This is a genomic window from Pseudocitrobacter sp. 2023LY-00077, from assembly GCF_055796175.1.
In genome coordinates this window covers 87107-108641 of the sequence record NZ_JBSPEI010000004.1, presented here as the reverse complement: position 1 = coordinate 108641, position 21535 = coordinate 87107, and the positions used below count along the sequence as shown (strand labels likewise).

At 52.8% G+C, this 21535-nt stretch carries 23 protein-coding genes, 3 tRNA genes and 1 pseudogene; 9 read left to right on the top strand and 18 right to left on the bottom strand.

Annotation, left to right across the window (positions count from 1 at the left end; all coding sequences use genetic code 11):
* The first annotated feature begins 152 nt into the window (after positions 1-152).
* Positions 153-650, top strand: a complete 498-nt coding sequence (gene ftnA, locus ACWWFX_RS06865; protein WP_015963976.1) for a non-heme ferritin — start codon at positions 153-155, stop codon at positions 648-650.
* A gap of 34 nt (positions 651-684) precedes the next feature.
* Here ftnA and ACWWFX_RS06860 read toward each other — a convergent pair whose 3' ends face one another.
* Entirely contained in the window at positions 685-924 is a 240-nt protein-coding gene (locus ACWWFX_RS06860; protein ID WP_276219863.1) for a YecH family metal-binding protein, read from the bottom strand.
* A 194-nt stretch (positions 925-1118) separates the two neighbouring features.
* Between ACWWFX_RS06860 and tyrP the strand changes: the two genes are divergently transcribed.
* The gene (tyrP, locus tag ACWWFX_RS06855; protein ID WP_473223467.1) at positions 1119-2330 is read left to right on the top strand and encodes a tyrosine transporter TyrP; all 1212 of its coding nucleotides are present in this window, start codon (positions 1119-1121) and stop codon (positions 2328-2330) included.
* 31 nt (positions 2331-2361) lie between these two features.
* Here tyrP and ACWWFX_RS06850 read toward each other — a convergent pair whose 3' ends face one another.
* The 7 genes from ACWWFX_RS06850 to uvrY all read right to left on the bottom strand — a co-directional run bounded on the left by ACWWFX_RS06850 (position 2362) and on the right by uvrY (position 6707).
* Positions 2362-3030, bottom strand: a complete 669-nt coding sequence (locus ACWWFX_RS06850; RefSeq protein WP_456145836.1) for a YecA/YgfB family protein — start codon at positions 3028-3030, stop codon at positions 2362-2364.
* A gap of 150 nt (positions 3031-3180) precedes the next feature.
* Positions 3181-3267: transfer RNA gene (locus ACWWFX_RS06845), tRNA-Leu, on the bottom strand.
* A 12-nt stretch (positions 3268-3279) separates the two neighbouring features.
* Positions 3280-3353 (bottom strand) — tRNA-Cys (locus ACWWFX_RS06840).
* A gap of 38 nt (positions 3354-3391) precedes the next feature.
* Positions 3392-3467, bottom strand: a tRNA-Gly gene (locus ACWWFX_RS06835).
* Positions 3468-3618: 151 nt separating this feature from the next.
* The gene (gene pgsA, locus ACWWFX_RS06830) at positions 3619-4167 is read right to left on the bottom strand and encodes a CDP-diacylglycerol--glycerol-3-phosphate 3-phosphatidyltransferase (RefSeq protein WP_015963969.1); all 549 of its coding nucleotides are present in this window, start codon (positions 4165-4167) and stop codon (positions 3619-3621) included.
* Between the two features lie 54 nt (positions 4168-4221).
* Entirely contained in the window at positions 4222-6054 is a 1833-nt protein-coding gene (gene uvrC, locus ACWWFX_RS06825) for an excinuclease ABC subunit UvrC (RefSeq protein WP_276220365.1), read from the bottom strand.
* Complete coding sequence (uvrY, locus tag ACWWFX_RS06820; protein ID WP_015963967.1) at positions 6051-6707, bottom strand: UvrY/SirA/GacA family response regulator transcription factor; 657 nt, start codon at positions 6705-6707, stop codon at positions 6051-6053. Before uvrY ends, uvrC begins: the two co-directional genes overlap by 4 nt.
* 453 nt (positions 6708-7160) lie before the next feature.
* Here uvrY and ACWWFX_RS06815 point away from each other — a divergent pair, with 453 nt between their 5' ends.
* On the top strand, positions 7161-7385 hold the full coding sequence (locus ACWWFX_RS06815) for a DUF2594 family protein (protein ID WP_015963966.1): 225 nt from the start codon (positions 7161-7163) through the stop codon (positions 7383-7385).
* A gap of 67 nt (positions 7386-7452) precedes the next feature.
* Here ACWWFX_RS06815 and sdiA read toward each other — a convergent pair whose 3' ends face one another.
* The 8 genes from sdiA to ACWWFX_RS06775 all read right to left on the bottom strand — a co-directional run bounded on the left by sdiA (position 7453) and on the right by ACWWFX_RS06775 (position 14753).
* Entirely contained in the window at positions 7453-8175 is a 723-nt protein-coding gene (sdiA, locus tag ACWWFX_RS06810) for a transcriptional regulator SdiA (protein ID WP_276220366.1), read from the bottom strand.
* Between the two features lie 205 nt (positions 8176-8380).
* Entirely contained in the window at positions 8381-9133 is a 753-nt protein-coding gene (tcyN, locus tag ACWWFX_RS06805) for an L-cystine ABC transporter ATP-binding protein TcyN (protein ID WP_473223466.1), read from the bottom strand.
* Complete coding sequence (gene tcyL, locus ACWWFX_RS06800; protein WP_108475248.1) at positions 9130-9798, bottom strand: cystine ABC transporter permease; 669 nt, start codon at positions 9796-9798, stop codon at positions 9130-9132. The genes tcyN and tcyL overlap by 4 nt, the downstream gene beginning before the upstream one ends.
* A 15-nt stretch (positions 9799-9813) precedes the next feature.
* Positions 9814-10800 carry a D-cysteine desulfhydrase gene (dcyD, locus tag ACWWFX_RS06795; RefSeq protein WP_253899020.1) on the bottom strand — a complete coding sequence of 329 codons (987 nt, stop codon included), beginning with the start codon at positions 10798-10800 and terminating at the stop codon, positions 9814-9816.
* A gap of 93 nt (positions 10801-10893) precedes the next feature.
* Complete coding sequence (gene tcyJ / locus ACWWFX_RS06790) at positions 10894-11694, bottom strand: cystine ABC transporter substrate-binding protein (protein ID WP_015963961.1); 801 nt, start codon at positions 11692-11694, stop codon at positions 10894-10896.
* Between the two features lie 85 nt (positions 11695-11779).
* Positions 11780-12331, bottom strand: a complete 552-nt coding sequence (gene fliZ, locus ACWWFX_RS06785; protein WP_276220529.1) for a flagella biosynthesis regulatory protein FliZ — start codon at positions 12329-12331, stop codon at positions 11780-11782.
* A 32-nt stretch (positions 12332-12363) separates the two neighbouring features.
* Complete coding sequence (locus ACWWFX_RS06780; protein WP_231826961.1) at positions 12364-13086, bottom strand: RNA polymerase sigma factor FliA; 723 nt, start codon at positions 13084-13086, stop codon at positions 12364-12366.
* Positions 13087-13247: 161 nt separating this feature from the next.
* A complete protein-coding gene (locus ACWWFX_RS06775) occupies positions 13248-14753 on the bottom strand; it encodes a flagellin N-terminal helical domain-containing protein (RefSeq protein WP_473223465.1) in 1506 nt (501 codons plus the stop codon).
* Positions 14754-15000: 247 nt separating this feature from the next.
* On the opposite strand from ACWWFX_RS06775, the gene fliD reads away from it, so the two are divergent.
* From fliD to amyA, 4 genes are all read left to right on the top strand, one after another.
* Positions 15001-16410 carry a flagellar filament capping protein FliD gene (fliD, locus tag ACWWFX_RS06770; RefSeq protein ID WP_473223464.1) on the top strand — a complete coding sequence of 470 codons (1410 nt, stop codon included), beginning with the start codon at positions 15001-15003 and terminating at the stop codon, positions 16408-16410.
* A 15-nt stretch (positions 16411-16425) separates the two neighbouring features.
* Complete coding sequence (fliS, locus tag ACWWFX_RS06765) at positions 16426-16836, top strand: flagellar export chaperone FliS (RefSeq protein WP_456145865.1); 411 nt, start codon at positions 16426-16428, stop codon at positions 16834-16836.
* Positions 16836-17210: a flagella biosynthesis regulatory protein FliT gene (fliT, locus tag ACWWFX_RS06760; RefSeq protein ID WP_276220370.1), complete on the top strand. Its 375-nt coding sequence runs from the start codon at positions 16836-16838 to the stop codon at positions 17208-17210. The genes fliS and fliT overlap by 1 nt, the downstream gene beginning before the upstream one ends.
* Positions 17211-17295: 85 nt before the next feature.
* Positions 17296-18783, top strand: a complete 1488-nt coding sequence (amyA, locus tag ACWWFX_RS06755) for an alpha-amylase (protein WP_327621868.1) — start codon at positions 17296-17298, stop codon at positions 18781-18783.
* Between the two features lie 106 nt (positions 18784-18889).
* On the opposite strand, the pseudogene yedD reads toward amyA, so the two are convergent.
* Positions 18890-19300 (bottom strand): annotated as a pseudogene (gene yedD / locus ACWWFX_RS06750) (lipoprotein YedD); the annotation flags it as partial.
* 181 nt (positions 19301-19481) lie between these two features.
* On the opposite strand from yedD, the gene yedE reads away from it, so the two are divergent.
* Positions 19482-20696 carry a selenium metabolism membrane protein YedE/FdhT gene (gene yedE / locus ACWWFX_RS06745; protein WP_149462201.1) on the top strand — a complete coding sequence of 405 codons (1215 nt, stop codon included), beginning with the start codon at positions 19482-19484 and terminating at the stop codon, positions 20694-20696.
* Positions 20693-20926 carry a sulfurtransferase-like selenium metabolism protein YedF gene (gene yedF, locus ACWWFX_RS06740; protein WP_108475236.1) on the top strand — a complete coding sequence of 78 codons (234 nt, stop codon included), beginning with the start codon at positions 20693-20695 and terminating at the stop codon, positions 20924-20926. Before yedE ends, yedF begins: the two co-directional genes overlap by 4 nt.
* A 141-nt stretch (positions 20927-21067) precedes the next feature.
* Here yedF and fliE read toward each other — a convergent pair whose 3' ends face one another.
* Positions 21068-21379, bottom strand: coding sequence for a flagellar hook-basal body complex protein FliE (fliE, locus tag ACWWFX_RS06735; protein WP_015963950.1), 312 nt, complete (start codon positions 21377-21379; stop codon positions 21068-21070).
* Positions 21380-21535: the final 156 nt, after the last annotated feature.

Sequence of the window (21535 nt, the reverse complement as noted above, 5' to 3'; positions counted from 1 at the left end):
GCCGGAATAAATCCCGGCGATATTATTATGCCAATGCGTTTTATTCCCATTCGCATTATTAAATAAAAATTTTTATTTTTACCTTTTGCAAATAATTTAATAACAACTTATAGTTCCTCCATAATTAATTAACGCCTTTATGGAGCCTGACAATGTTAAAAGCGGAAATGATCGAGAAATTAAACCAACAAATGAATCTCGAGCTTTATTCCTCCCTTCTTTACCAACAGATGAGCGCCTGGTGCAGCTTCAATAGTTTTGAAGGGGCTGCGGCATTTCTGCGACGCCACGCACAAGAAGAGATGCAGCATATGCAGCGTCTGTTCGATTACCTGACCGATACCGGTAGCCTACCCTGCATCAACAGCGTCGCCTCGCCGGTGGCAGAATATGCATCGCTGGACGATCTGTTCCGTGCCACCTACGAGCATGAACAGCTGATCACGTCTAAAATCAATGAGCTGGCACATGCCGCGATGACCAATCAGGATTACCCAACCTTTAACTTCCTGCAATGGTATGTGGCTGAGCAGCACGAAGAAGAGAAACTGTTTAAATCTGTGATTGATAAACTGACCCTCGCCGGTAAAAGCGGTGAAGGCCTCTACTTTATTGATAAAGAGCTTTCTACGCTCGATACGCAGAATTAATTAACAGGCAGCGGCGTTAATTCGCCGCTGCTGATTAATGTCGACAGATTTTACTTTCCGCCGTTGTGAAGCCCGCGTCCACCGGAATAAACTTGCCTTTTTTCTCCAGAAAAGCCACCAACTCAGCCGCACACATATTCTCTGCCGAACAGGTATGAAAACGCGCACTCTCGCCAAAACGACTTTCAATCGCCGCCACCAAACTTTCTGTTGAATAAGACTCACCCGATGCGATCATCATATTCAGTACTTCATGACCGTGAATAGATTCCATAATGCCTCCGCTAAAAACCGCACAATAACCTGCATTTGACTTACCTGTTTTGCGCTAGCGCAGACTTTCGGCTCCCACCGCACTCGTAAACTTTTTATTACACGGACTGTAATCGCGATTTGACGAATCGTCTGCTTTCACATAACCTGCGCGACATATTTGTGTCGTATATGCGTGCTGTAGCAGAGGAAAGCGTGAAGAACCGTACCCTGGGGAGTATTTTAATCGTAGCGGGCACCACGATTGGTGCAGGGATGCTGGCGATGCCGCTGGCAGCGGCGGGCGTTGGCTTTGGCGTGACGCTGGTGCTGTTAATTGGGCTCTGGGCGTTGATGTGCTACACCGCCCTCCTGCTGCTGGAAGTGTATCAACACGTGCCTGCCGATACCGGCCTGGGCTCCCTGGCACAACGTTATCTGGGTCGCTATGGTCAGTGGGTAACGGGTTTCAGCATGTTATTTTTAATGTACGCCCTGACTGCCGCCTACATCAGCGGCGCGGGTGAACTACTGGCCTCCAGCCTCAGCCAGTGGTTCTCGGTTGATATGCCGCCCGCCATTGGCGTACTACTGTTTACGGCAATCGGCGGCACGGTGATTTGCATTGGTACATCGCTGGTCGACCTTTTCAACCGCTTCCTGTTCAGCGCCAAGATTATTTTTCTGGTGGTCATGCTGGCGCTCTTGCTGCCGCATATTCATAAAATCAATCTGTTAACCCTACCGTTGCAGCAGGGGCTGGCGCTGTCGGCAATTCCGGTGATTTTTACCTCATTCGGTTTCCACGGCAGTGTACCCAGCATTGTAAGCTATATGAATGGCGACATTCGCAAGCTGCGCCGCGTGTTTATGATTGGCAGCTTCATTCCGCTGGTCGCTTATCTCTTCTGGCAGCTGGCGACGCTTGGCAGCATTGAGTCTGGCGTCTTTGCCGGGTTGATGGCACAACATACCGGGCTGAACGGTCTGCTGGAAGCCATTCGCGCGGTGGTGGCTTCGGCCCACGTTGAGCTGGCCGTACACCTGTTTGCCGATCTGGCGCTGGCGACCTCTTTCCTCGGCGTTGCTCTGGGATTGTTTGATTACCTGGCAGATCTGTTCCAGCGTCAGAATGGCGTGCGTGGCCGCCTGCAAACGGGTGGCATCACCTTCCTGCCGCCGCTGGCATTCGCGCTTTTCTATCCGCGCGGTTTTGTGATGGCGCTGGGTTACGCGGGTGTTGCACTGGCGGTGCTGGCACTGATTATCCCGTCACTACTGACGATGCAGAGCCGTAAACATCACCCACAAGGGGGATATCGCGTCACTGGCGGCACACCCGCGTTATGGTTCGTGTTTGCCTGTGGAATTGCGGTGATTGCGATACAGGTAGCGATAGCGGCAAACCTTTTGCCTGCCGTGGGCTAAAAAAATGCCGGGTAATTTTCCCGGCATTTTTTCATTTATTGGCGCAGCACTGTTTGTATTTCTTACCGCTGCCGCACGGGCATGGGTCATTACGCCCCACTTTCCCATCGTTTCTGATTGGCTGCTGCACGGGCGCCACTTTCGGATGCGCCATCCAGTAACCATGCAGCATCAGCGCCGCCGGGCGAATCTTATCGATGCTTGCCAGATACTCGTCAGCAGTGAAGTTATCAAGCGCCGCTGCTTTCTCTTCATCGCCGTGCAGCGCGATGGCATCCAGCTCTTCCTGTAACGCTGGCGGTAAACCAGACCAGTCGCTTAAGCCCACACCACGCATATAGCCATAGCACCACTCTTCAACAACGGTCAGCTCCTGGCCCTCTTCCTCGCGCGTGCCGAAAAGGGGTTCAAACTGATCGGGATAGTCATTCAGACGCTCGGCGATATCACCCATATGCTGCAGCGTGAGGTTGATGAAATGATCACGCTCGCGATCTGCCGACCAGCGCGGCACGCTATCCGCCCCGCCCCATACGGCCACCAGCCAGTCCGCAGGTTCAATGTCTTGCGGTGAGGAAAGAATTGCCGTCAGCATACCGTCCAGCTCGGAAACGTCGAGGATGGATTTATCCGTCGAATGTTTATCGATGGTCTCATCCAGCCATTCCAGCTCGCTTTCGGTTAAGGGTCCTGTTTTCATTTTTGATCTCATCACGTTTATAAGGGAGCGTTCAGACAAGTATTGAGGGAGAGCAGGATAAATGGAAGCAAAGAAAAACAGATACAAAAAAACCACCCGTAGGTGGTTTCACGACACTGCTTATTGCTTTGATTATTCTTTACTTTCCCATGGTACCCGGAGTGGGACTTGAACCCACACAGCGCGAACGCCGAGGGATTTTAAATCCCTTGTGTCTACCGATTCCACCATCCGGGCTCGGGAAGAAAGTGGAGGCGCGTTCCGGAGTCGAACCGGACTAGACGGATTTGCAATCCGCTACATAACCGCTTTGCTAACGCGCCTTTAAAACTTAACACCCGCAACTGCCGATGCTTTAATTTGGAGCGGGAAACGAGACTCGAACTCGCGACCCCGACCTTGGCAAGGTCGTGCTCTACCAACTGAGCTATTCCCGCATCATCAAGTTGATTTGCTAACCACTTGATTTTGCTATCGTCTGGCAATCAGTGCTGCCGTTCGATGCGTTGCATTCTACTTATCTGACGCACTGAGTCAACGGTATTTTTCGCATCCTGGTGTTGTTTGCTGAAAATTACGCCGAAACGATCACTGTTCAAGCAAATCTGCACGCGCAGCGTTCAAATATTGCAGCATTGACCACAGCGTCAGCACCGCGGCAAACAGGAACAGCACGATACCGGCCCACTCAACCCACTCATTTGGACGCCACAGCAGCCACGCCAGGGCTGCCATTTGCGCGGTGGTTTTCACTTTGCCGATCCAGGAGACTGCCACGCTGCTGCGTTTACCCAGTTCTGCCATCCACTCACGCAGGGCGGAAATAATGATTTCACGGCCAATCATAATAGCAGCCGGCAGCGTCACCCACCACGTGTGGTAGTGTTCAACCACCAGCACCATGGCGATAGCCACCATCACTTTATCGGCAACCGGGTCAAGGAATGCGCCAAAACGCGTGCTCTGATTCCAGCGACGCGCCAGGTAGCCATCAAACCAGTCGGTCACGGCGGCAATACAGAAGATAAGCGCGCAGGCGAACGGCGCCCAGACAAACGGGAGATAAAACGCCAACACAAAGAACGGGATAAGGATGACGCGGAACAGGGTAAGCAACGTAGGAATATTATATTGCATGCAAGGTAACTATCTGTTGTTAGTAAATATTAGCCCTATGTTGCTACAGAGCCCCTAATGTTTCAACGAGTAGAAGATCTTTTCTGCCAGGCCGTGTGAGATACCCGGAACTTTTGCTATCTCTTCTACGCTGGCATTCTGCAAGCCCTGTAGGCCGCCCATGTACTTGAGCAGCATCTGGCGACGCTTCGGCCCGACGCCTTCGATAGTCTCCAGCGTACTGGTGCTCTTTACTTTAGCGCGTTTTTTACGGTGCCCGGAAATCGCATGATCGTGTGATTCGTCACGAATATGCTGGATAACGTGCAGCGCAGGTGAATCTGGCGGTAAGCTGAAGCCCTCACCTTCTGGTTCGAAGAACAGCGTTTCAAGCCCTGCTTTACGGTCGCTGCCTTTCGCCACGCCGAGCAGTAAGGGATGGTTTTTATCCCACGTGACATCAAGTTCGGCAAAAACGGCTTTTGCCTGGCCCAGTTGCCCTTTCCCGCCGTCGATCAAAATGACATCCGGGATCTTACTCTCTTCTATAGCTTTGCCATAGCGACGTCGCAGCACCTGGTTCATCGCAGCATAGTCATCGCCCGGCGTGATGCCAGTGATGTTGTAGCGACGATACTCGGCGCGCAGCGGCCCGTTCTCATCAAACACCACGCAGGAGGCCACGGTCTGTTCCCCCATCGTATGGCTGATATCAAAACATTCCATACGCTTGATCTCGGGCAGCTCCAGCTGTGTCGCCAGCGCTTTCAGGCGCTGATGCACTGTGGACTGTTGCGAAAGTTTAGTCGTGAGCGCCGTCGCCGCGTTGGTACGAGCAAGTTTCAGGTATCGTGCGCGGTCGCCGCGCGGTTTGGTTTCAACGTGAATGCGTCGCCCGGCCAGCTCAGATAAGGAATCGGCCAGCAGTGTTTTATCACTGAGCGCAAAGTCGAGCAGGATTTCCCCCGGCAGAGTACGCATCTGGCTGCCCTGGAAGTAGAACTGACCGACGAAGGTTTCCACCACTTCGTCCAGCTCCGTACCGCCAGGCACTTTCGGGAAGTAGCTGCGACTGCCCAGCACTTTACCTTGACGGATAAAGAGCACATAGACGCAGGCCATTCCTGCCTCAAACGAGACGCCGATAACGTCGAGGTCATCGCCGTTATTCGAGACAAACTGTTTCTCGGTCACGCGTCGCACGGCCTGAATCTGGTCGCGAATGCGCGCTGCCTCTTCAAACTCCAGCGCCTGGCTGGCTTTTTCCATCCGCGCGATAAGCATCGTCAACACCTGATCGTCTTTCCCGGCGAGGAACAGACGCACATAGTCAACCTGCTGCGCGTACTCCTCTTCGCTTACCAGCCCGGCCACACAGGGCCCAAGGCAGCGGCCAATCTGGTATTGCAGACAGGGACGCGAGCGGTTGCGGTAGACGCTGTTTTCACACTGACGGATCGGGAAGATTTTTTGCAACAGCGCCAGCGTTTCCCGCACAGCGTAACCGTTAGGGAACGGGCCAAAATATTCCCCTTTCGCATGCTTCGCGCCACGGTGCATCGCCAGCCGTGGGTGAGTATCACCGCTCAGGAAAATAAAGGGATAGGATTTATCATCACGCAGCAGCACGTTGTAACGCGGCTGATAGAGTTTGATGTAGTTGTGTTCCAGCAGCAGCGCTTCGGTTTCCGTGTGCGTCACGGTCACGTCGATCTGCGCAATTTGCGCCACCAGCGCTTCCGTTTTACGGGAAGAGACCTGGCGACGAAAATAGCTGGAGAGGCGTTTTTTAAGATCTTTGGCTTTACCGACGTAAATAACGGTGCCGCCGACATCGTACATGCGATAGACGCCGGGCTGGCTGGTGACCGTTTTCAGGAAGGCTTTCGAATCAAAAACTTCACTCACTGACTTGCTAACGACTCCGCATTACACAGACCATGGCGAATTGCCAGGTGAGTCAGCTCGACATCGCCATGAATGTTCAGTTTACTGAACATGCGATAGCGATAACTATTCACCGTTTTGGGACTCAGATTCAACTGCTCTGAGATCTCATTTACTTTTTGGCCTTTGGTGATCATCAGCATAATCTGCAATTCGCGTTCAGACAAACTGGCGAATGGCGATTCTGTTTTTTCCGGCTCAATCTGACTCAGGGCCATCTGTTGCGCAATATCAGATGCGATATAGCGCTGGCCAGAGAATACAGAGCGGATGGCATTCACCACTTCTTGCGGTGCTGCCCCTTTGGTTAAATAGCCAGCCGCCCCTGCCTGCATAACCCTGGCGGGGAGCGGATTTTCGGTATGAACGGTTAACATAATCACTTTTGTATCAACCGCAGAGCGCGCAATCTTACGCGTGGCCTCAAGGCCGCCGATGCCCGGCATGTTCATATCCATTAGTACAACATCAACGGGATTAGCGCGGCACCACTTAACAGCATCTTCGCCGCAGTTAACTTCACCGGTGACCCTAATACCCTTTATATCTTCGAGAATGCGTCGTATCCCTGCGCGCACCAGTTCGTGGTCATCAACAAGAAGGACGTTGATCAAAGGAATAATCTCCAGAATAGGGATAACGCTACTGCCTCTTAATTCACCCCCATAGTACCGGGTTTTATATCAATTTTGAAAGTCTAAAAGTGTCACAGCGTCGATTTTGATCTCGTTTTTGGAAATTAGAATGTACATCTGCTGGAAAGCTCTTAAAAACAGTGAGATGCAAAGCGCTCTTTTTACAACTTCCTGCGCAATTTGTCCGTATATGGACAATTTTTCGCAGATGAGAAATACGCAATATAATATGTAACAATAATTAACGATGAGAGAACCAGATTTAAACATTTTGTGTGCATAATCACTGTTCTGGTCATTTTTAATTATCAGGAAAGGTGAAAGTAGCGGGTAAAAAACAAGCACTCCATTTTTTCTACTGGCTTGTGGTATACTTCGCGCCCTTCACTATCCAGTATCGCGCACCAGCGCAGAATTCATACGAGGCAATAAATGAGCACACCTGATTTTTCCACCGCGGAGAATAACCAACACCTGGCCCAGGAGGTATCCTGTCTGAAAGCCATGCTGACTCTGATGCTACAGGCCATGGGTCAGGCAGATGCAGGCCGCGTGATTCTCAAAATGGAAAAGCAAATTGCACTGCTGGAAGATGAAGCCCAGTCTGCTGTATTTTCCAGCACCGTTAAGCAAATTAAACAAGCTTACCGCCAGTAATAAAAAACCGGCTGTAAGCAATGCCTACAGCCGGTTTCCAGTCTGACACGCAGAACCTTAAGCAGAGTCAGATAAGACCAATCGCCACCGCATAACAGGCAATCTGCGTTTTATTGGGCGCATCAAATTTCTTCTGCATATTCTTTTGGTGGAAGTTCACCGTATTCTCGGAAATTGACAGAATCATCGAAATCTCCGCCGATGTTTTACCTTCTGCCGTCCATTGTAGTATTTCCAGTTCACGTTTACTGAACTTCATCTCCCTCGGCATGACCATTTCATCTTCTACGCGTAATAGCGCAAGGGAACTCATCTCTAATAACATTTGCAGCCGAAGTTCTATTTCATCGCTATGCGGACCCGCTTCTGTGGCGTGAGTTCGTGATACCGAAAAGAAACTATGAGCATGATTAGGAAGCATCAGGCATTGTGTCGCGCCGGTGCGTAGACCATGGTCCCGTGCGGCATCCCACAGCTCCTGGGCTTCACAGAATAACGCATCATCCCAGCGTAAATGTCCAAGACGGAAATTACCTTGCTTCAGTACCGGATCGACTGCCAGATAATTCGCCGCTTTGTAATGCGACATCCAGGCGTCAGGATAAGTGGTATAAAGTGAAATTTTAGGTCGCGTGAATGGCACCGGATGGCGCACGCACAGCGAGAAGAAGTCATATTCAAGGAGTTCGGTTTGCTGCTGCAGAAGCGTATAAATTTGATCGCTGGTCGATGCGGATTGAAAACGGTGCAGCATCTCCCGCCGCCAACTGAAAAAGTCACTGTCCCTCATAACGAACGAGAAAGCCTCTTATTGAGAATTATTTTTATCAGTACAGAAAACTAACACATAAACAGTGCTTATATGTATAAAATATTACATTCTCGCAAAATTAACTTAATTTTCGACTGCGGGGCTGAGATATGTCAGGCAAGTCTGCGGGAGGGCAGGACAATTACCGTCCTGATTTAGGTTAAGGACGGTAATTGATTACGGCTTATTGCATGAGGAATTTTTCGAGGAACTGACGGGTACGCGCCTGCTGTGGATTAGCAAACAGCGCTTTCGCCTCGCCCTGCTCCACAATGCGTCCCTGATCCATAAAAATGGCGCGGTCGGCGACATCGCGAGCAAAACTCATCTCGTGCGTCACAATAACCATGGTGCGTTTCTCCTGAGCCAACTGGCGAATGGTGTTCAGCACCTCGCCGACCAGTTCGGGATCCAGCGCAGACGTCGGCTCATCAAACAGAATCACATCCGGGCGCATTGCCAACGCACGGGCGATAGCCACACGCTGCTGCTGACCGCCGGACAAGCGGCGCGGATAGCTCCCCTCTTTCCCGGTCAGTCCCACTTTCGCCAGCAATTCACGCGCGCGCGCGCTGGCTTCAGCCTTATTTTCACCTTTAACAATCACCGGGCCTTCAATGATATTTTCCAGTACCGTCCGATGGGGAAACAAATTGAAGCTCTGGAAGACAAATCCCACATGCTGACGCAGACGGCGAATTAACCTCTTCTGCTGGCTGATGGATTTTGCCGTGTCGATGGTAATATCACCCACCCGAATGGTGCCGCCCTCCGGCTGCTCCAGCAAATTAATGCTGCGCAGAAGCGTGGTTTTCCCCGAGCCGCTCGGCCCGATAATCGCCACCACTTCCCCTTCGTTCACCTGCAAATCGATGCCATGAAGCACCGTCTGGCCATGGAACTTTTTCACCAGGTTTTTTACGTCGATGGCACTCATTTTGGATCACGCTCCTGGCGGTTAAGCTGATTTTCAAAGTAGTTTTGCAGCGAGGAGAGTACCGTCGCCATCACCCAGTAGATCAACGATGCCGCGAGATACATGGTGAACACTTCCAGCGTACGCGACGTGATCAGCTGTGCCTGACGGAACAGCTCCGGCACCTGAATCGTTGCCGCAAGAGACGTATCTTTTACCAGGCTAATAAAACTGTTCGACAGCGGCGGCAGCGCAACGCGCGCAGCCTGCGGCAGAATCGCCCGACGCAGCGTTTGCCACGGCGTCATCCCGATACTGGCGGCAGCTTCCCACTGGCCTTTATCGATTGAAGAGATCGCCGCGCGCAGCGTTTCAGACGTATACGCCGCCGTGTTCAGCGACAGACCAATCATCGCCGACGGGATAGGATCTAATTCGATACCAAACTGCGGCAGGCCGTAGTAAATCATAAACAGCTGCGCGATAAGCGGCGTTCCACGAAAAATGGAGATGTAGAATCGCGCCAGCCAGCGCACCGGCCAGACTTGCGACATGCGCATCAGCGCCAGCAGGAACCCCAGCACCAAACCAAAAAACATGCCGCCAATACTCAATTGCAGCGTGAACACCGCGCCTTTGAGCAGATAGGGCAGCGAATCAACAACCAGTTGTATACTCTCTTGCATAAGTCTTTTTCTACGTTAGATATGCGGATGATAGGCGAAGAGCGCAGGCGCGCCGCCCGTATGAACAAACAGAATCGGCCCTTCATCCTTAAAGCGTTTCTGTGTAATACCGTCGATAAGCCCGGCCATCGCTTTACCGGTATAAACCGGGTCCAGCAGAATACCTTCGAGGCGAGAAAGCAGTTTCACCGCTTCCATGCCGGCTTCATTCGGCATGCCATAAGCCGGGGCAAAATAGTCATCCCACAGCAGAATATCGGCACTGGCGCTCACTTCAAGGCTTTCGGCCACGGCCTGTTGCAGGGTCACCACTTTCGGTTTTTGGTCCGCGACGCTGCGCGAAACGGTTACACCAATCAGTTCCGCATCCGGCATCACCTGCTCAAGGCCCACCGCCAGCCCGGCGTGGGTGCCTGCGCTACCTGACGCCACCACCACGGAAGAAATCGCCACCGCACCTTCACACTGCTGAGCGATCTCCAGCGCGCTTTCTACATAGCCCAGCGCACCCAGCGCGTTAGAGCCGCCTACCGGAATGACGTAGGGACGAAAACCCTGCGCTTCGATGCGCGTCGCCAGTTCAGCCAGCTGCGCGTTCGGATCGGTCAGCGCGTCGCACATTTCCACCTGGGTATTGAACAGATCCAGCAGCAGGCGGTTACCGTTGGTAAGATAGTTTTCCGCCGTGGTGCCAATCGGGTTTTCCAGCAGCGCCACACAGTGCAGGCCGAGTTTCGCCGCTACGGCCGCCGTCTGGCGCACGTGGTTCGACTGAATGGCCCCGGCGGTAATCAGCGTATCCGCGCCTTCACGCAGCGCATCCGCCGCCAGAAATTCCAGCTTACGCAGTTTATTACCGCCCATCGCCAGCGGCGTGACGTCATCGCGTTTGATAAAAATGTCGCGTCCTACGTAATCGGAAAAACGCGGCAGATATTCCAGCGGCGTCGGCGCGCCAATAAATTCGAGGCGCGGGAAGCGCGTTAAGTTTTGCAGAGACATGAAACCTCCTGACTAAATTCTCTTGATTATGCACCCAGTTGCCGCGGAAATAAAAAAAGGCGCTCTGTTAGCGCCTTTTTTAAGCAACTTCGATTATTTCGTCACGTCAGCGCCGAACCATTTTTCGGACAGCGCCTTCATGGTGCCGTCTTTCTGCATGGCATCGATCGCGCCATCAATCGCTTTCAGCAGGTCTTCATTGCCTTTGCGCAGCGCCACGCCAGATTCCTGGTGAGAGAACGCTTCACCGGTTACGGCCAGCGTGTCATTGGTTTTCTTCACCATATCCAGCGCCGCCAGGCGATCAACCAGAATGGCGTCAACACGGCCTACGCGCAGATCCTGGAATTTCGTCGGGTCATCATCATAGGTGCGAACATCAACGCCCTGCACATTCTGACGCAGCCACTCTTCGTAGTTGGTACCCAGACCCACGCCGACTTTTTTACCTTTCAGGTCAGCCGGGGTTTTAATGGAACCTTCATTGCCTTTTTTCACCAGCGCCTGAATACCGGAGATGGTATACGGAGTAGAGAAATCATATTTTTTCTGACGTTCAGGTGAAATGGTCACCTGGTTAATCGCCACATCAATGCGTTTAGAATCCAGCGACGCCAGCATCCCGTCCCATTTGGTCGGTTTGAGGTCCGCTTTTACGCCCAAATGTTTCGCCAGGTCGTTGGCAAAATCGACTTCAAAACCCGTCAGTTTGCCATCGTCGCCCTGGAAGCTGAACGGCGGATAGGTGCCTTCCAGACCAACGCGCAGCGTGCCGCGCTCTTTCACCTGGTTAAGCAGATTTTCCGCTGCAAACGTGTTCGCGCTGACGCCTGCCATCAGAGCCACTGCCATCACGCCCATCAGTGCCTGACGACCGAAAAGTGCTAATTTCATTATACCCCCGAAAAGATTGCTTTTTTTGTAGTGTAGGCCGTTTGTGAAAACAGACAAACACCAGACAGTTATAAGCTATTCCGTTTTAATATATATCAGAGGTCGCGGGATACGCGAGGTTCTGACCCGGCGCCATGCCAGCCCGATTAACAAATTGCGTATATTTTCGTAGCGCAATACGATAATTATTGGTGCTGGTCACCGGCAGCCAGGGAATTAATATCTCATCCGGCGCGCCATTCTGCAGCAGGTTTCGGGGAATATTATTTTTAACCAGATGCTCGCCCAGACGCCGTAAGCGCACGACATACTCGCGCACCGTGCCGGGGCTCATTTCGGTCTGTTCAAAGAGAAACTGCTTAAAGCCGATGATATCGAAGAAATCACTCTGCTCTTTGCAGTGCAGGTCGCCGCAGAAACGGCATAGCGCGGCCCACTCGCCACGCTGCTGCAACCATGTTTCCTCGTCCACCAGCATATCCAGACGGGCGATGGCGAGTTTGTTAACGATTTCGCCAAGGCGAACGAGCGTCACCCGATCGAGCGCTTTATGGCAGTGAGTACAATGTGTTTGGCTGTGTTTAAAGTCTTTAAGGTAGCGGCTTAGTGGCCGTCTTTTTAATTGCTGCATAGTGATGAAAACTCCACGTAGTCATTTCTTATGCGGCATTACTCCAGCTTACCCAGCTTAGTGCGCAGGCGTTTGATTGCCTGGCTATGCAACTGACTGACTCGCGACTCCCCTACTTCCAGTACCGCGCCAATCTCTTTCAGATTTAGCTCTTCCTGATAATAGAGCGTCAGCACCAATTTTTCCCGCTCAGGAAGGGCTTCGATGGCCTCCATCACGCGCTGGCGGAGATTCCCCTCCAGCAATTGGTGTAGCGGGTTTTCCTGCTGATTTGCCTCCGTCACCATCTCGACGCTATCGCCATGCTCTTCCCGCCACTCATCGTAGGAGAACAACTGGCTATTATTGGTATCGAGCAGCATCTGACGGTACTCTTCAACGGGAATACCCAACCGATGCGCAACTTCTGTTTCGGTCGCGTTACGGCCCAGTTCCTGTTCCAGTTGCCCCATCGCCTGCGCAACTTCACGCGCGTTACGCCGAACGCTACGCGGTGCCCAGTCTCGGCTGCGTAGTTCGTCCAGCATCGCCCCACGGATGCGTTGCACTGCGTAAGTGGTAAATGCCGTGCCCTGCAGAGCGTCGTAGCGTTCAACGGCATTCAATAACCCTATGCCGCCCGCCTGGAGCAAATCGTCAAGTTCCACACTCGCCGGCAATCGCACCTGAAGGCGCAGTGCCTCATGGCGCACCAGAGGTACGTAACGTTGCCATAGCGAGTGTTTATCCATTACACCATCAGCGGTATAGAGTGAATTCACGATAAACAGCCCTGCATTAATTAAGTTATCGGCATAATTATCCGTTTCTGCATAATTTTTAATTGAGAGAATAGTGGGTGAAATGAGGGGTTATTTGCGCAGTCGGGGAAGTGGAAACGTGAAAAACCCCGCCGGAGCGGGGTTTGCGAGGTATCAGGCGATTAGCCCTGCAGCAGAGACAGAACCTGCTGTGGTACCTGGTTGGCTTTCGCCAACACGGAGTTACCGGCCTGCTGAATGATCTGCGCTTTCGACATGTTGGACACTTCGGTCGCATAGTCGGCGTCTTGAATACGGGACTGCGCTTCAGACAAGTTGGTGGTGGTGTTGTTCAGGTTTGTAATAGCAGAGTCCAGACGGTTCTGAACGGCACCGAGAGAAGAGCGGAACTTATCAACAGATGCGATTGCCGCATCCAGTGCTTTCAACGGACTGGATGTTTTACCCACAGCAGTGATATCTGTATTGGCATCAGATAAATCCTGTCCACTCAGATCGGCTGATTTGTATGTTTTACCCGATGTTGCATCAGTCACAACACTGGTGAGACCATCCTCGCCCCCCAATTGTACAGCGACGTCGCTCTTAGCCGCACCGGTAGAGTCTTTGTAGCTAATGGTCTGGTAAGCAACATCACCCGTCGCCTCATCTACTGTCGCGGCGTAAAGTTTGCCATCATTCGCTTTTAATGCATAAACGCCAGTATCTTTACCATCAGCGTCGGACATTTTGACCAGCGATACATCATTACCCAATGCAGTTTTGGTTGCAGCAGAAATGTTGACCCCAGTACCACCACCAGTTGCAGTGTTGGTAACGGAGGTAATAGCTGTTGTATCATTGAATTGGACTGTTGTTTCCGGAGTTGTTCCAGTAATGGTCACTTTGCCCGGATTAGCAGCAGAACTATCATCCTGAATCGTGACAGCGTAGCGACCATTAACGGTGCCATCTGAAGCGGAAGAGACATCAGCATAATATTTGTCATCATCACCTTTGACGATCTTATTAACCACCGCATCAGATTTAATTGAAGATGCGATTGTTGCAAAGTCGGAGTTGTCAATATTAACGGTTGCAGGAACACTAGTGCCGCCAAAGGATGTAATTGAATTTCCAGCTGTAACTGTTGCGTTATTTTTAACGTTAAATCCGTCCAGGCCTAAGGTTTTTGAATCAATCTGTTGCAGGTCAATCGTAATCGTCTGACCATCATTCGCACCAACCTGAATAGACATTTTGCCGTCTTTCGCCAAGACGTTAACACCGTTGAACTGAGTCTGGCTGGATACGCGGTCAATTTCGTCCAAACGTGATTTAATCTCATCCTGAATAGAAGCAAGATCGGAATCAGAGTTAGTCCCCGTCGTCGCCTGTACAGTCAACTCACGCACACGCTGCAAGTTGTTGTTGATCTCAGACAGCGCGCCTTCAGTGGTCTGCGCCAGAGAAATACCATCGTTGGCGTTACGTGCAGCCTGAGTCAGGCCTTTAATGTTAGAAGTGAAACGGTTAGCAATGGCCTGGCCCGCTGCATCATCCTTTGCGCTGTTGATACGCAGACCGGAAGACAGACGCTCGATAGACGTCGACAGAGCAGACTGGTTTTTGTTGATGTTGTTCTGAGTGATCAGCGAGAGGCTGTTGGTGTTAATGACTTGTGCCATGATTTCTTTTCCTGTTTTCAAGTCTACGGTTTAGGTATTGGGCTTCCACCCTTCGGCTTCGTCGCCGTCAAACCTGTTATCGTCTGGTCACTCACAACCTTTAGAATTATTTTCTAGCCGCCGAAATACTCTCCTCTCACCGTCCTATTCTCGCCATTAAATAAGCAAAATTAATCGTAAACTTTGTGCCAATCCCGCCGATAACCCCGGTATTCGTTCTACGTGTCACACGATTAAGGAATTCATAATGGCAAGTATTTCAACGCTGGGCGTCGGGTCGGGTTTGGATCTGAGCGGCATTCTGGACAGTCTTGAAGCGGCGCAAAAATCGACGCTGACGCCGATTTCAACGCAGCAGAGTTCATATACCGCGAAGCTAAGCGCCTACGGCACATTAAAAAGTGCGCTGGAAACCTTCAAGACCGCCAACTCTGCGCTGAATAAAGCCGACCTGTTTACCGCCACCTCCACCACCAGCAGCAGCACCGCGTTCAGCGCCACCACCACCGGGAGCGCGATTGCCGGGAAATACACCATCAGCATTACTCAGCTGGCGCAGGCGCAAACGCTGACCACTAAAAACAGCCAGACCGACACCAAAACCGCCATTGCCAGCAGCGACAGCGTGCTGACTATCCAGCAGGGCGGCGGAAAAGATCCGGTGACCATTGATATCAGCGCGGCCAACTCCTCGCTGACCGGTATTCGCGACGCCATCAACAATGCAAAAGCAGGCGTCAGCGCCAGTATTATCAACGTCGGCAACGGACAGTATCGCCTGTCGGTGACCTCGAACGATACGGGCAGCGACAACGCGATGACCCTGAGTGTGAGCGGAGACAAGGATTTACAAAGCTTTATGGGCTACGACCCGAAAGCGTCCAGCAACGGCATGGAAGAGAGCGTCACCGCGCAGAACGCCAAACTGACGGTCAACAACGTTCCGATTGAAAACAGCAGCAACACCATCAGCGATGCGCTGGAAGATATCACCCTCAATCTGAATGATGTCACCACCGGCAACCAGACGCTGACCATCACCAAAGACACGTCGAAAGCGGAAAGCGCGATTAAAGCGTGGGTAGATGCCTATAACGCACTGCAGGACACCTTCAGCAGCCTGACCAAATACACCGCCGTCGATGCGGGCGCAGAGAGCCAGGACACCAGCAACGGCGCACTGCTCGGCGATTCCACGCTGCGCACGATCCAGACGCAGCTGAAAACCCTGCTGGGTAATACTCACAGTAGTTCCGATTACAAAACGTTGTCGCAGATTGGCATTACCACCGACGCCAGCACCGGCAAGCTCGAACTGTCGACCGACAAACTGCAGGCGGCGCTGAAAAAAGATGCCTCCGGCGTCGGCGATATGTTTATCGGTGACGGCAAAAATACCGGCGTCACCACCACCATCGGCAACAACCTGACCAGTTGGCTCTCCACCACCGGGATTATCCAGGCGGCGAAAGATGGCGTCAGTAAAACCCTGAATAATCTGACGGATCAGTACAACGCCGCCAGCGATCGTATCGACACAATGATGGCGCGCTATAAAGCGCAGTTCACCCAACTGGACGTGCTGATGAACTCCCTGAACTCGACCAGCAGCTATCTGACGCAGCAGTTCGATACGTCCAGCAGCAACTCTAAATAATTAGCAGGAGACGACATGTACGGCGCAAAAGGCACGCAGGCCTACGCACAAATCGGAGTAGAGAGCGCAGTCATGAGCGCCAGCCAGTCGCAACTGGTGACCATGCTGTTTGATGGGGCGCTCAGCGCGCTGGTTCGCGCTCGCCTGTTTATGCAGGACAATCAGCTGGAAGGAAAAGGGCTCTCGCTGTCGAAGGCCATCAATATTATCGACAACGGCCTGAAAGTGGGGCTGGATGAGAACAGCCGTGATGAACTCACCCTGAATCTCGTTTCGCTGTACAGCTACATGGTACGACGCCTGTTGCAGGCTAATCTGCATAACGATGTCGCCGCCGTTGAGGAAGTGGAAGGCTTGCTGCGCAATATCGCAGATGCCTGGAAGGAGTCGTTACTTACGCCTAACTTGATTCAGGACGCCGTCTAATGAACCACGCACCGCACTTGTATATTGCCTGGCAACAGTTGGTTGAGAAAAGCAAAACGATGCTGCACCTTGCCACCGAAGGATTGTGGGATGAATTAATCGCCAGCGAGATGGAGTACGTGCGTGCGGTGCATCAGGTCGCGGAGCTCACCCAACAGAATCCGCCGTCGGGCGCCATTCAGGACCAGCTCCGCCCGCTGCTGCGTGCCGTGCTGGATAACGAAGCCGAAGTGAAACGCCGCTTACAGCTGCGGATGGATGAACTGGCCACGCTCGTTGGGCAGTCCTCCATACAAAAATCGGTACTGACCGCGTATGGCAAACAAGGGGGACATGTACTGGTGCCGCAAAGCAGTAACGACACCAGCCATTAACCTTCGCGGCGTGAGATTGCGCAAATCTCGCGCCGTGCGCATTTCCCACTTATAGTACTTGTGTCGCCTTTCACGGAGAACAGGTATGCGCAACCCCACCCTTTTGCAGTGCTTTCACTGGTATTATCCCACGGGCGGCGAATTATGGCCCGAAGTTGAGGCGCTTGCGCCGAATCTGAATGAAATTGGTATCAATATGATCTGGCTGCCACCCGCCTATAAAGGCGCTTCCGGCGGCTATTCCGTGGGCTATGACAGCTACGACCTGTTCGATTTAGGCGAGTTTGATCAGAAAGGCACCGTTGCCACCAAATATGGTGATAAAGGCCAGCTGCTGGCGGCCATCGATGCGCTGAAAAAAAACGACATTGCCGTACTGCTGGACGTGGTGGTGAACCACAAAATGGGGGCGGATGAGAAAGAGCGCATTCGCGTGCAGCGGGTTAACGAAGACGATCGCACGCAGATCGATGAAGAGATCGTCGAATGTGAAGCCTGGACGCGCTACACCTTCCCTGTTCGCGCCGGGCAATATTCAAAATTTATCTGGGATTACAAATGCTTCAGCGGGGTCGATCATATTGAAGATCCCACAGAAGACGGCATTTTTAAAATCGTCAACGACTATACCGGCGAAGGCTGGAACGATCAGGTTGATGACGAGATGGGTAACTTTGATTACCTGATGGGCGAAAATATCGATTTTCGTAATCACGCGGTCACCGAAGAGATTAAATACTGGGCGCGCTGGGTGATGGATCAAACCCACTGCGACGGTTTTCGTCTCGACGCGGTAAAACATATTCCGGCCTGGTTCTATAAGGAGTGGATTGAGCACGTTCAGGAAGTGGCGCCCAAACCGCTGTTTATTGTGGCCGAATACTGGTCGCATGAAGTGGACAAACTGCAACAGTATATCGATCAGGTCGACGGCCAGACGATGCTGTTCGATGCGCCATTGCAAATGCATTTCCATGAAGCCTCACGCATGGGCGCGGATTACGACATGAGCCAGATTTTCACCGGCACGCTGGTGGAAGCCGATCCCTTCCACGCGGTGACGCTGGTCGCCAATCACGATACCCAACCGCTTCAGGCGCTGGAGGCCCCGGTTGAAGCCTGGTTCAAACCGCTAGCGTATGCACTGATCCTGCTGCGGGAAAACGGCGTGCCTTCCGTCTTTTATCCCGATCTTTTCGGCGCGCACTACGAAGATACGGGTGGCGACGGCGACACTTACACCATCGATATGCCGGTGATTGAACAACTGCATGAACTAATCGACGCTCGCCAGCGCTTCGCCCACGGCGTACAAACCCTGTGGTTCGATCATCCCAACTGTATCGCCTTCAGCCGCAGCGGCACTGACGACGCGCCGGGTTGTGTGGTGGTCATGTCTAACGGCGACGATGGCGAGAAAGCCATTACGCTTGGCGAAAATTACGGCAACAAACGCTGGAAGGATTTCCTCAATAACCGGGAAGAAATTGTTGAGACCGACGACGCGGGCAGCGCAACCTTCACCTGTAAGGGGGGAAGCGTCAGCGTGTGGGTACTGGAGGACGTGCTGTAAAATGTACCCTGCGGGAGAACCGCCGGGATAAGACTTATTTGATGGGAACGATATCCGCAGGCACGCTGCTGGATTGCGTTTCCGGCTGCGTGGCTGGCAGCTCTGTCGGTAACGCGCTCGCCAGCGGTTTTTTCTCCAGCGCGGCGATACAATCGATGGTTGGGCGATCGACGCGTTGTAACGTCATGCCATCATAGTCCAGCGTCCCGTTTTCGCGATCGACGGAATAGACATCACGTTTTTCGGTCACGTTATACAGCTCATCCCCACGCAGCATCAGTTTGCCCGGCACGGCAATCGTACGCTGCCACTGACGGCAATCCAGCGTATCGCCATCGCGGGTGACGATTAAACTGCCGATGGCTTCCGGGCTGACCAGCGAACGCTGCGGCCCTTTCGTTTGCCAGTAACCAACCAGCCCTTCTGGCGCGGGCGCTTTCACCACGTCTTTATAGTTCTCGACCTGCACGCAGCCTGCCAGCATCATCAGCGCGGCAACCATTGCTAATTTTTTCATGATTCATCCTGCACACGGAGAAAAAAATATTGTGACATTATAGCCTTAAGCCCGCCACCCTTTCACGCCCGTTGTCTGAAATTGATCTGTTCGAGGTTTTACGCAAAAAGCATTCGCCAGATGAATAGAGCAGCGTAGAATTCCCGCTCTTTCGATCCTTCTGAGTTCAGAGGCTAGCACCATGACCTGGCAACACTTCAAACAGGCGTACCTGATCAAATTCTGGGCCCCTGCCCCGGCGGTTATCGCTGCCGGTATTCTCTCCACCTATTATTTTGGCATTACCGGCACCTTCTGGGCGGTGACTGGCGAATTCACCCGCTGGGGTGGACAACTGCTGCAACTGGCAGGCGTTCACGCTGAAGAGTGGGGATACTACAAACTCATTCACCTCGACGGCACCCCGCTGACCCGCATCGACGGCATGATGATTATCGGCATGTTCGGGGGCTGCTTTGCCGCCGCGCTGTGGGCCAATAACGTCAAACTGCGCATGCCACGCAGCCGCGTGCGTATCCTGCAGGCCATCATCGGCGGCGCGATTGCCGGTTTCGGCGCGCGTCTGGCGATGGGCTGTAATCTGGCGGCATTCTTCACCGGGATCCCTCAGTTCTCGCTGCACGCCTGGTTCTTCGCCGTGGCAACCGCGATCGGTTCCTGGTTCGGCGCGCGCTTCACCCTGCTGCCGCTGTTCCGCATTCCGGTAAAAATGCAGAAAGTCTCTGCCGCATCGCCGTTAACGCAAAAACCGGATCAGGCGCGTCGCCGCTTCCGTCTGGGCATGCTGGTGTTTATCGGCATCGTTGGCTGGGGGCTGTTTACCGCCATCGATAAACCCAAACTCGGCCTCGCGATGCTGTTCGGCGTCGGTTTTGGCCTGCTGATTGAACGCGCGCAAATCTGCTTTACCTCGGCCTTCCGCGATATGTGGATCACCGGGCGCACGCATATGGCGAAAGCGATTATCTTCGGTATGGCGGCCAGCGCTATCGGTATTTTCGGTTATGTTCAACTGGGAGCAGAAGCCAAAATCATGTGGGCGGGCCCGAATGCAGTGATCGGCGGTTTGCTGTTCGGCTTTGGTATTGTGCTGGCAGGTGGTTGCGAAACCGGCTGGATGTATCGCGCGGTGGAAGGTCAGGTACATTTCTGGTGGGTGGGCATTGGCAACGTCATCGGTTCAACTATTCTGGCCTACTACTGGGATGATATTTCCCCGGCACTGGCAACCAACTGGGATAAAGTCAACCTGCTCAATACCTTCGGCCCGACGGGCGGCCTGCTGGTGACTTACCTTCTGTTGTTTGCGGCGCTGATGCTGATCATCGGCTGGGAAAAACACTTCTTTAAACGCAAGAATCAGTCTGCCGTTGTCACGGCGAAGGAGATAGCATGAAAGATATCGTGCCTGATTACCGTCTGGATATGGTCGGCGAGCCGTGCCCGTACCCGGCAGTCGCCACGCTTGAAGCGATGCCGCAGCTGAAAAAAGGCGAAATTCTGGAAGTGGTCAGCGACTGCCCGCAGTCGATCAATAACATTCCGCTGGACGCCCGCAACTACGGCTACACCGTGCTGGATATTCAGCAGGATGGGCCAACGATTCGCTATTTGATTCAGAAGTGAGTGGGTTTAGCCCCTCACCCCGGCCCTCTCCCACAGGGAGAGGGTGAAAAACGCAGGAAATTCAGCAACGTGCTCGATCGGTTCCCTCTCCCTGTGGGAGAGGGTTAGGGTGAGGGGACCCCGCGAGCACTCACCCATCAATTACACCTGCATGCCCATCACTTCCTGATACGCACTCACCATTTTATTCCTCACCTGAATGCCCATCTGTAACGACACGGATGATTTTTGCAGATCGGTCATAACATCATTCAGCGCCACGCCCGGTACGCCAAGGGTAAAGTTCTCCGCCTGGGTGCGTGCGGCGTTTTGCGTATCGCTGATGCGATCCAGAGCGGCGCTCAGTTGCCCGGCGAAGCTCACGGTTGACTGCGTATCAACCTGCTGATTCCGCGCCACATTGGCCGTCATTTGTAACTGTGACAGCACGCCCTCAATACCCTGAATTGCCATAACCCACCCCTGAACATGTTAATGGAGCAGAGATTAGCATCTTGTCAATAAGATAAAGGCGTTAATTAGCGGCAAAAAAACGGGTTATTTGGACCATAGAAAATCCCGCGACAGCAAATAATGGCAGCGCTGTCATTTTGTGTTCGTCGCCCGGGA

Bases quoted from the DNA above. Each gene is read 5' to 3' on its own strand.
- ftnA (WP_015963976.1), top strand. From the start codon at position 153: ATGTTAAAAGCGGAAATGATCGAGAAATTAAACCAACAAATGAATCTC.
- ACWWFX_RS06860 (WP_276219863.1), bottom strand. From the start codon at position 924: ATGGAATCTATTCACGGTCATGAAGTACTGAATATGATGATCGCATCG.
- ACWWFX_RS06850 (WP_456145836.1), bottom strand. From the start codon at position 3,030: ATGAAAACAGGACCCTTAACCGAAAGCGAGCTGGAATGGCTGGATGAG.
- pgsA (WP_015963969.1), bottom strand. From the start codon at position 4,167: ATGCAATATAATATTCCTACGTTGCTTACCCTGTTCCGCGTCATCCTT.
- ACWWFX_RS06815 (WP_015963966.1), top strand. From the start codon at position 7,161: ATGAGCACACCTGATTTTTCCACCGCGGAGAATAACCAACACCTGGCC.
- sdiA (WP_276220366.1), bottom strand. From the start codon at position 8,175: ATGAGGGACAGTGACTTTTTCAGTTGGCGGCGGGAGATGCTGCACCGT.
- tcyN (WP_473223466.1), bottom strand. From the start codon at position 9,133: ATGAGTGCCATCGACGTAAAAAACCTGGTGAAAAAGTTCCATGGCCAG.
- tcyL (WP_108475248.1), bottom strand. From the start codon at position 9,798: ATGCAAGAGAGTATACAACTGGTTGTTGATTCGCTGCCCTATCTGCTC.
- dcyD (WP_253899020.1), bottom strand. From the start codon at position 10,800: ATGTCTCTGCAAAACTTAACGCGCTTCCCGCGCCTCGAATTTATTGGC.
- tcyJ (WP_015963961.1), bottom strand. From the start codon at position 11,694: ATGAAATTAGCACTTTTCGGTCGTCAGGCACTGATGGGCGTGATGGCA.
- ACWWFX_RS06775 (WP_473223465.1), bottom strand. From the start codon at position 14,753: ATGGCACAAGTCATTAACACCAACAGCCTCTCGCTGATCACTCAGAAC.
- fliD (WP_473223464.1), top strand. From the start codon at position 15,001: ATGGCAAGTATTTCAACGCTGGGCGTCGGGTCGGGTTTGGATCTGAGC.
- fliS (WP_456145865.1), top strand. From the start codon at position 16,426: ATGTACGGCGCAAAAGGCACGCAGGCCTACGCACAAATCGGAGTAGAG.
- fliT (WP_276220370.1), top strand. From the start codon at position 16,836: ATGAACCACGCACCGCACTTGTATATTGCCTGGCAACAGTTGGTTGAG.
- amyA (WP_327621868.1), top strand. From the start codon at position 17,296: ATGCGCAACCCCACCCTTTTGCAGTGCTTTCACTGGTATTATCCCACG.
- yedE (WP_149462201.1), top strand. From the start codon at position 19,482: ATGACCTGGCAACACTTCAAACAGGCGTACCTGATCAAATTCTGGGCC.
- yedF (WP_108475236.1), top strand. From the start codon at position 20,693: ATGAAAGATATCGTGCCTGATTACCGTCTGGATATGGTCGGCGAGCCG.
- fliE (WP_015963950.1), bottom strand. From the start codon at position 21,379: ATGGCAATTCAGGGTATTGAGGGCGTGCTGTCACAGTTACAAATGACG.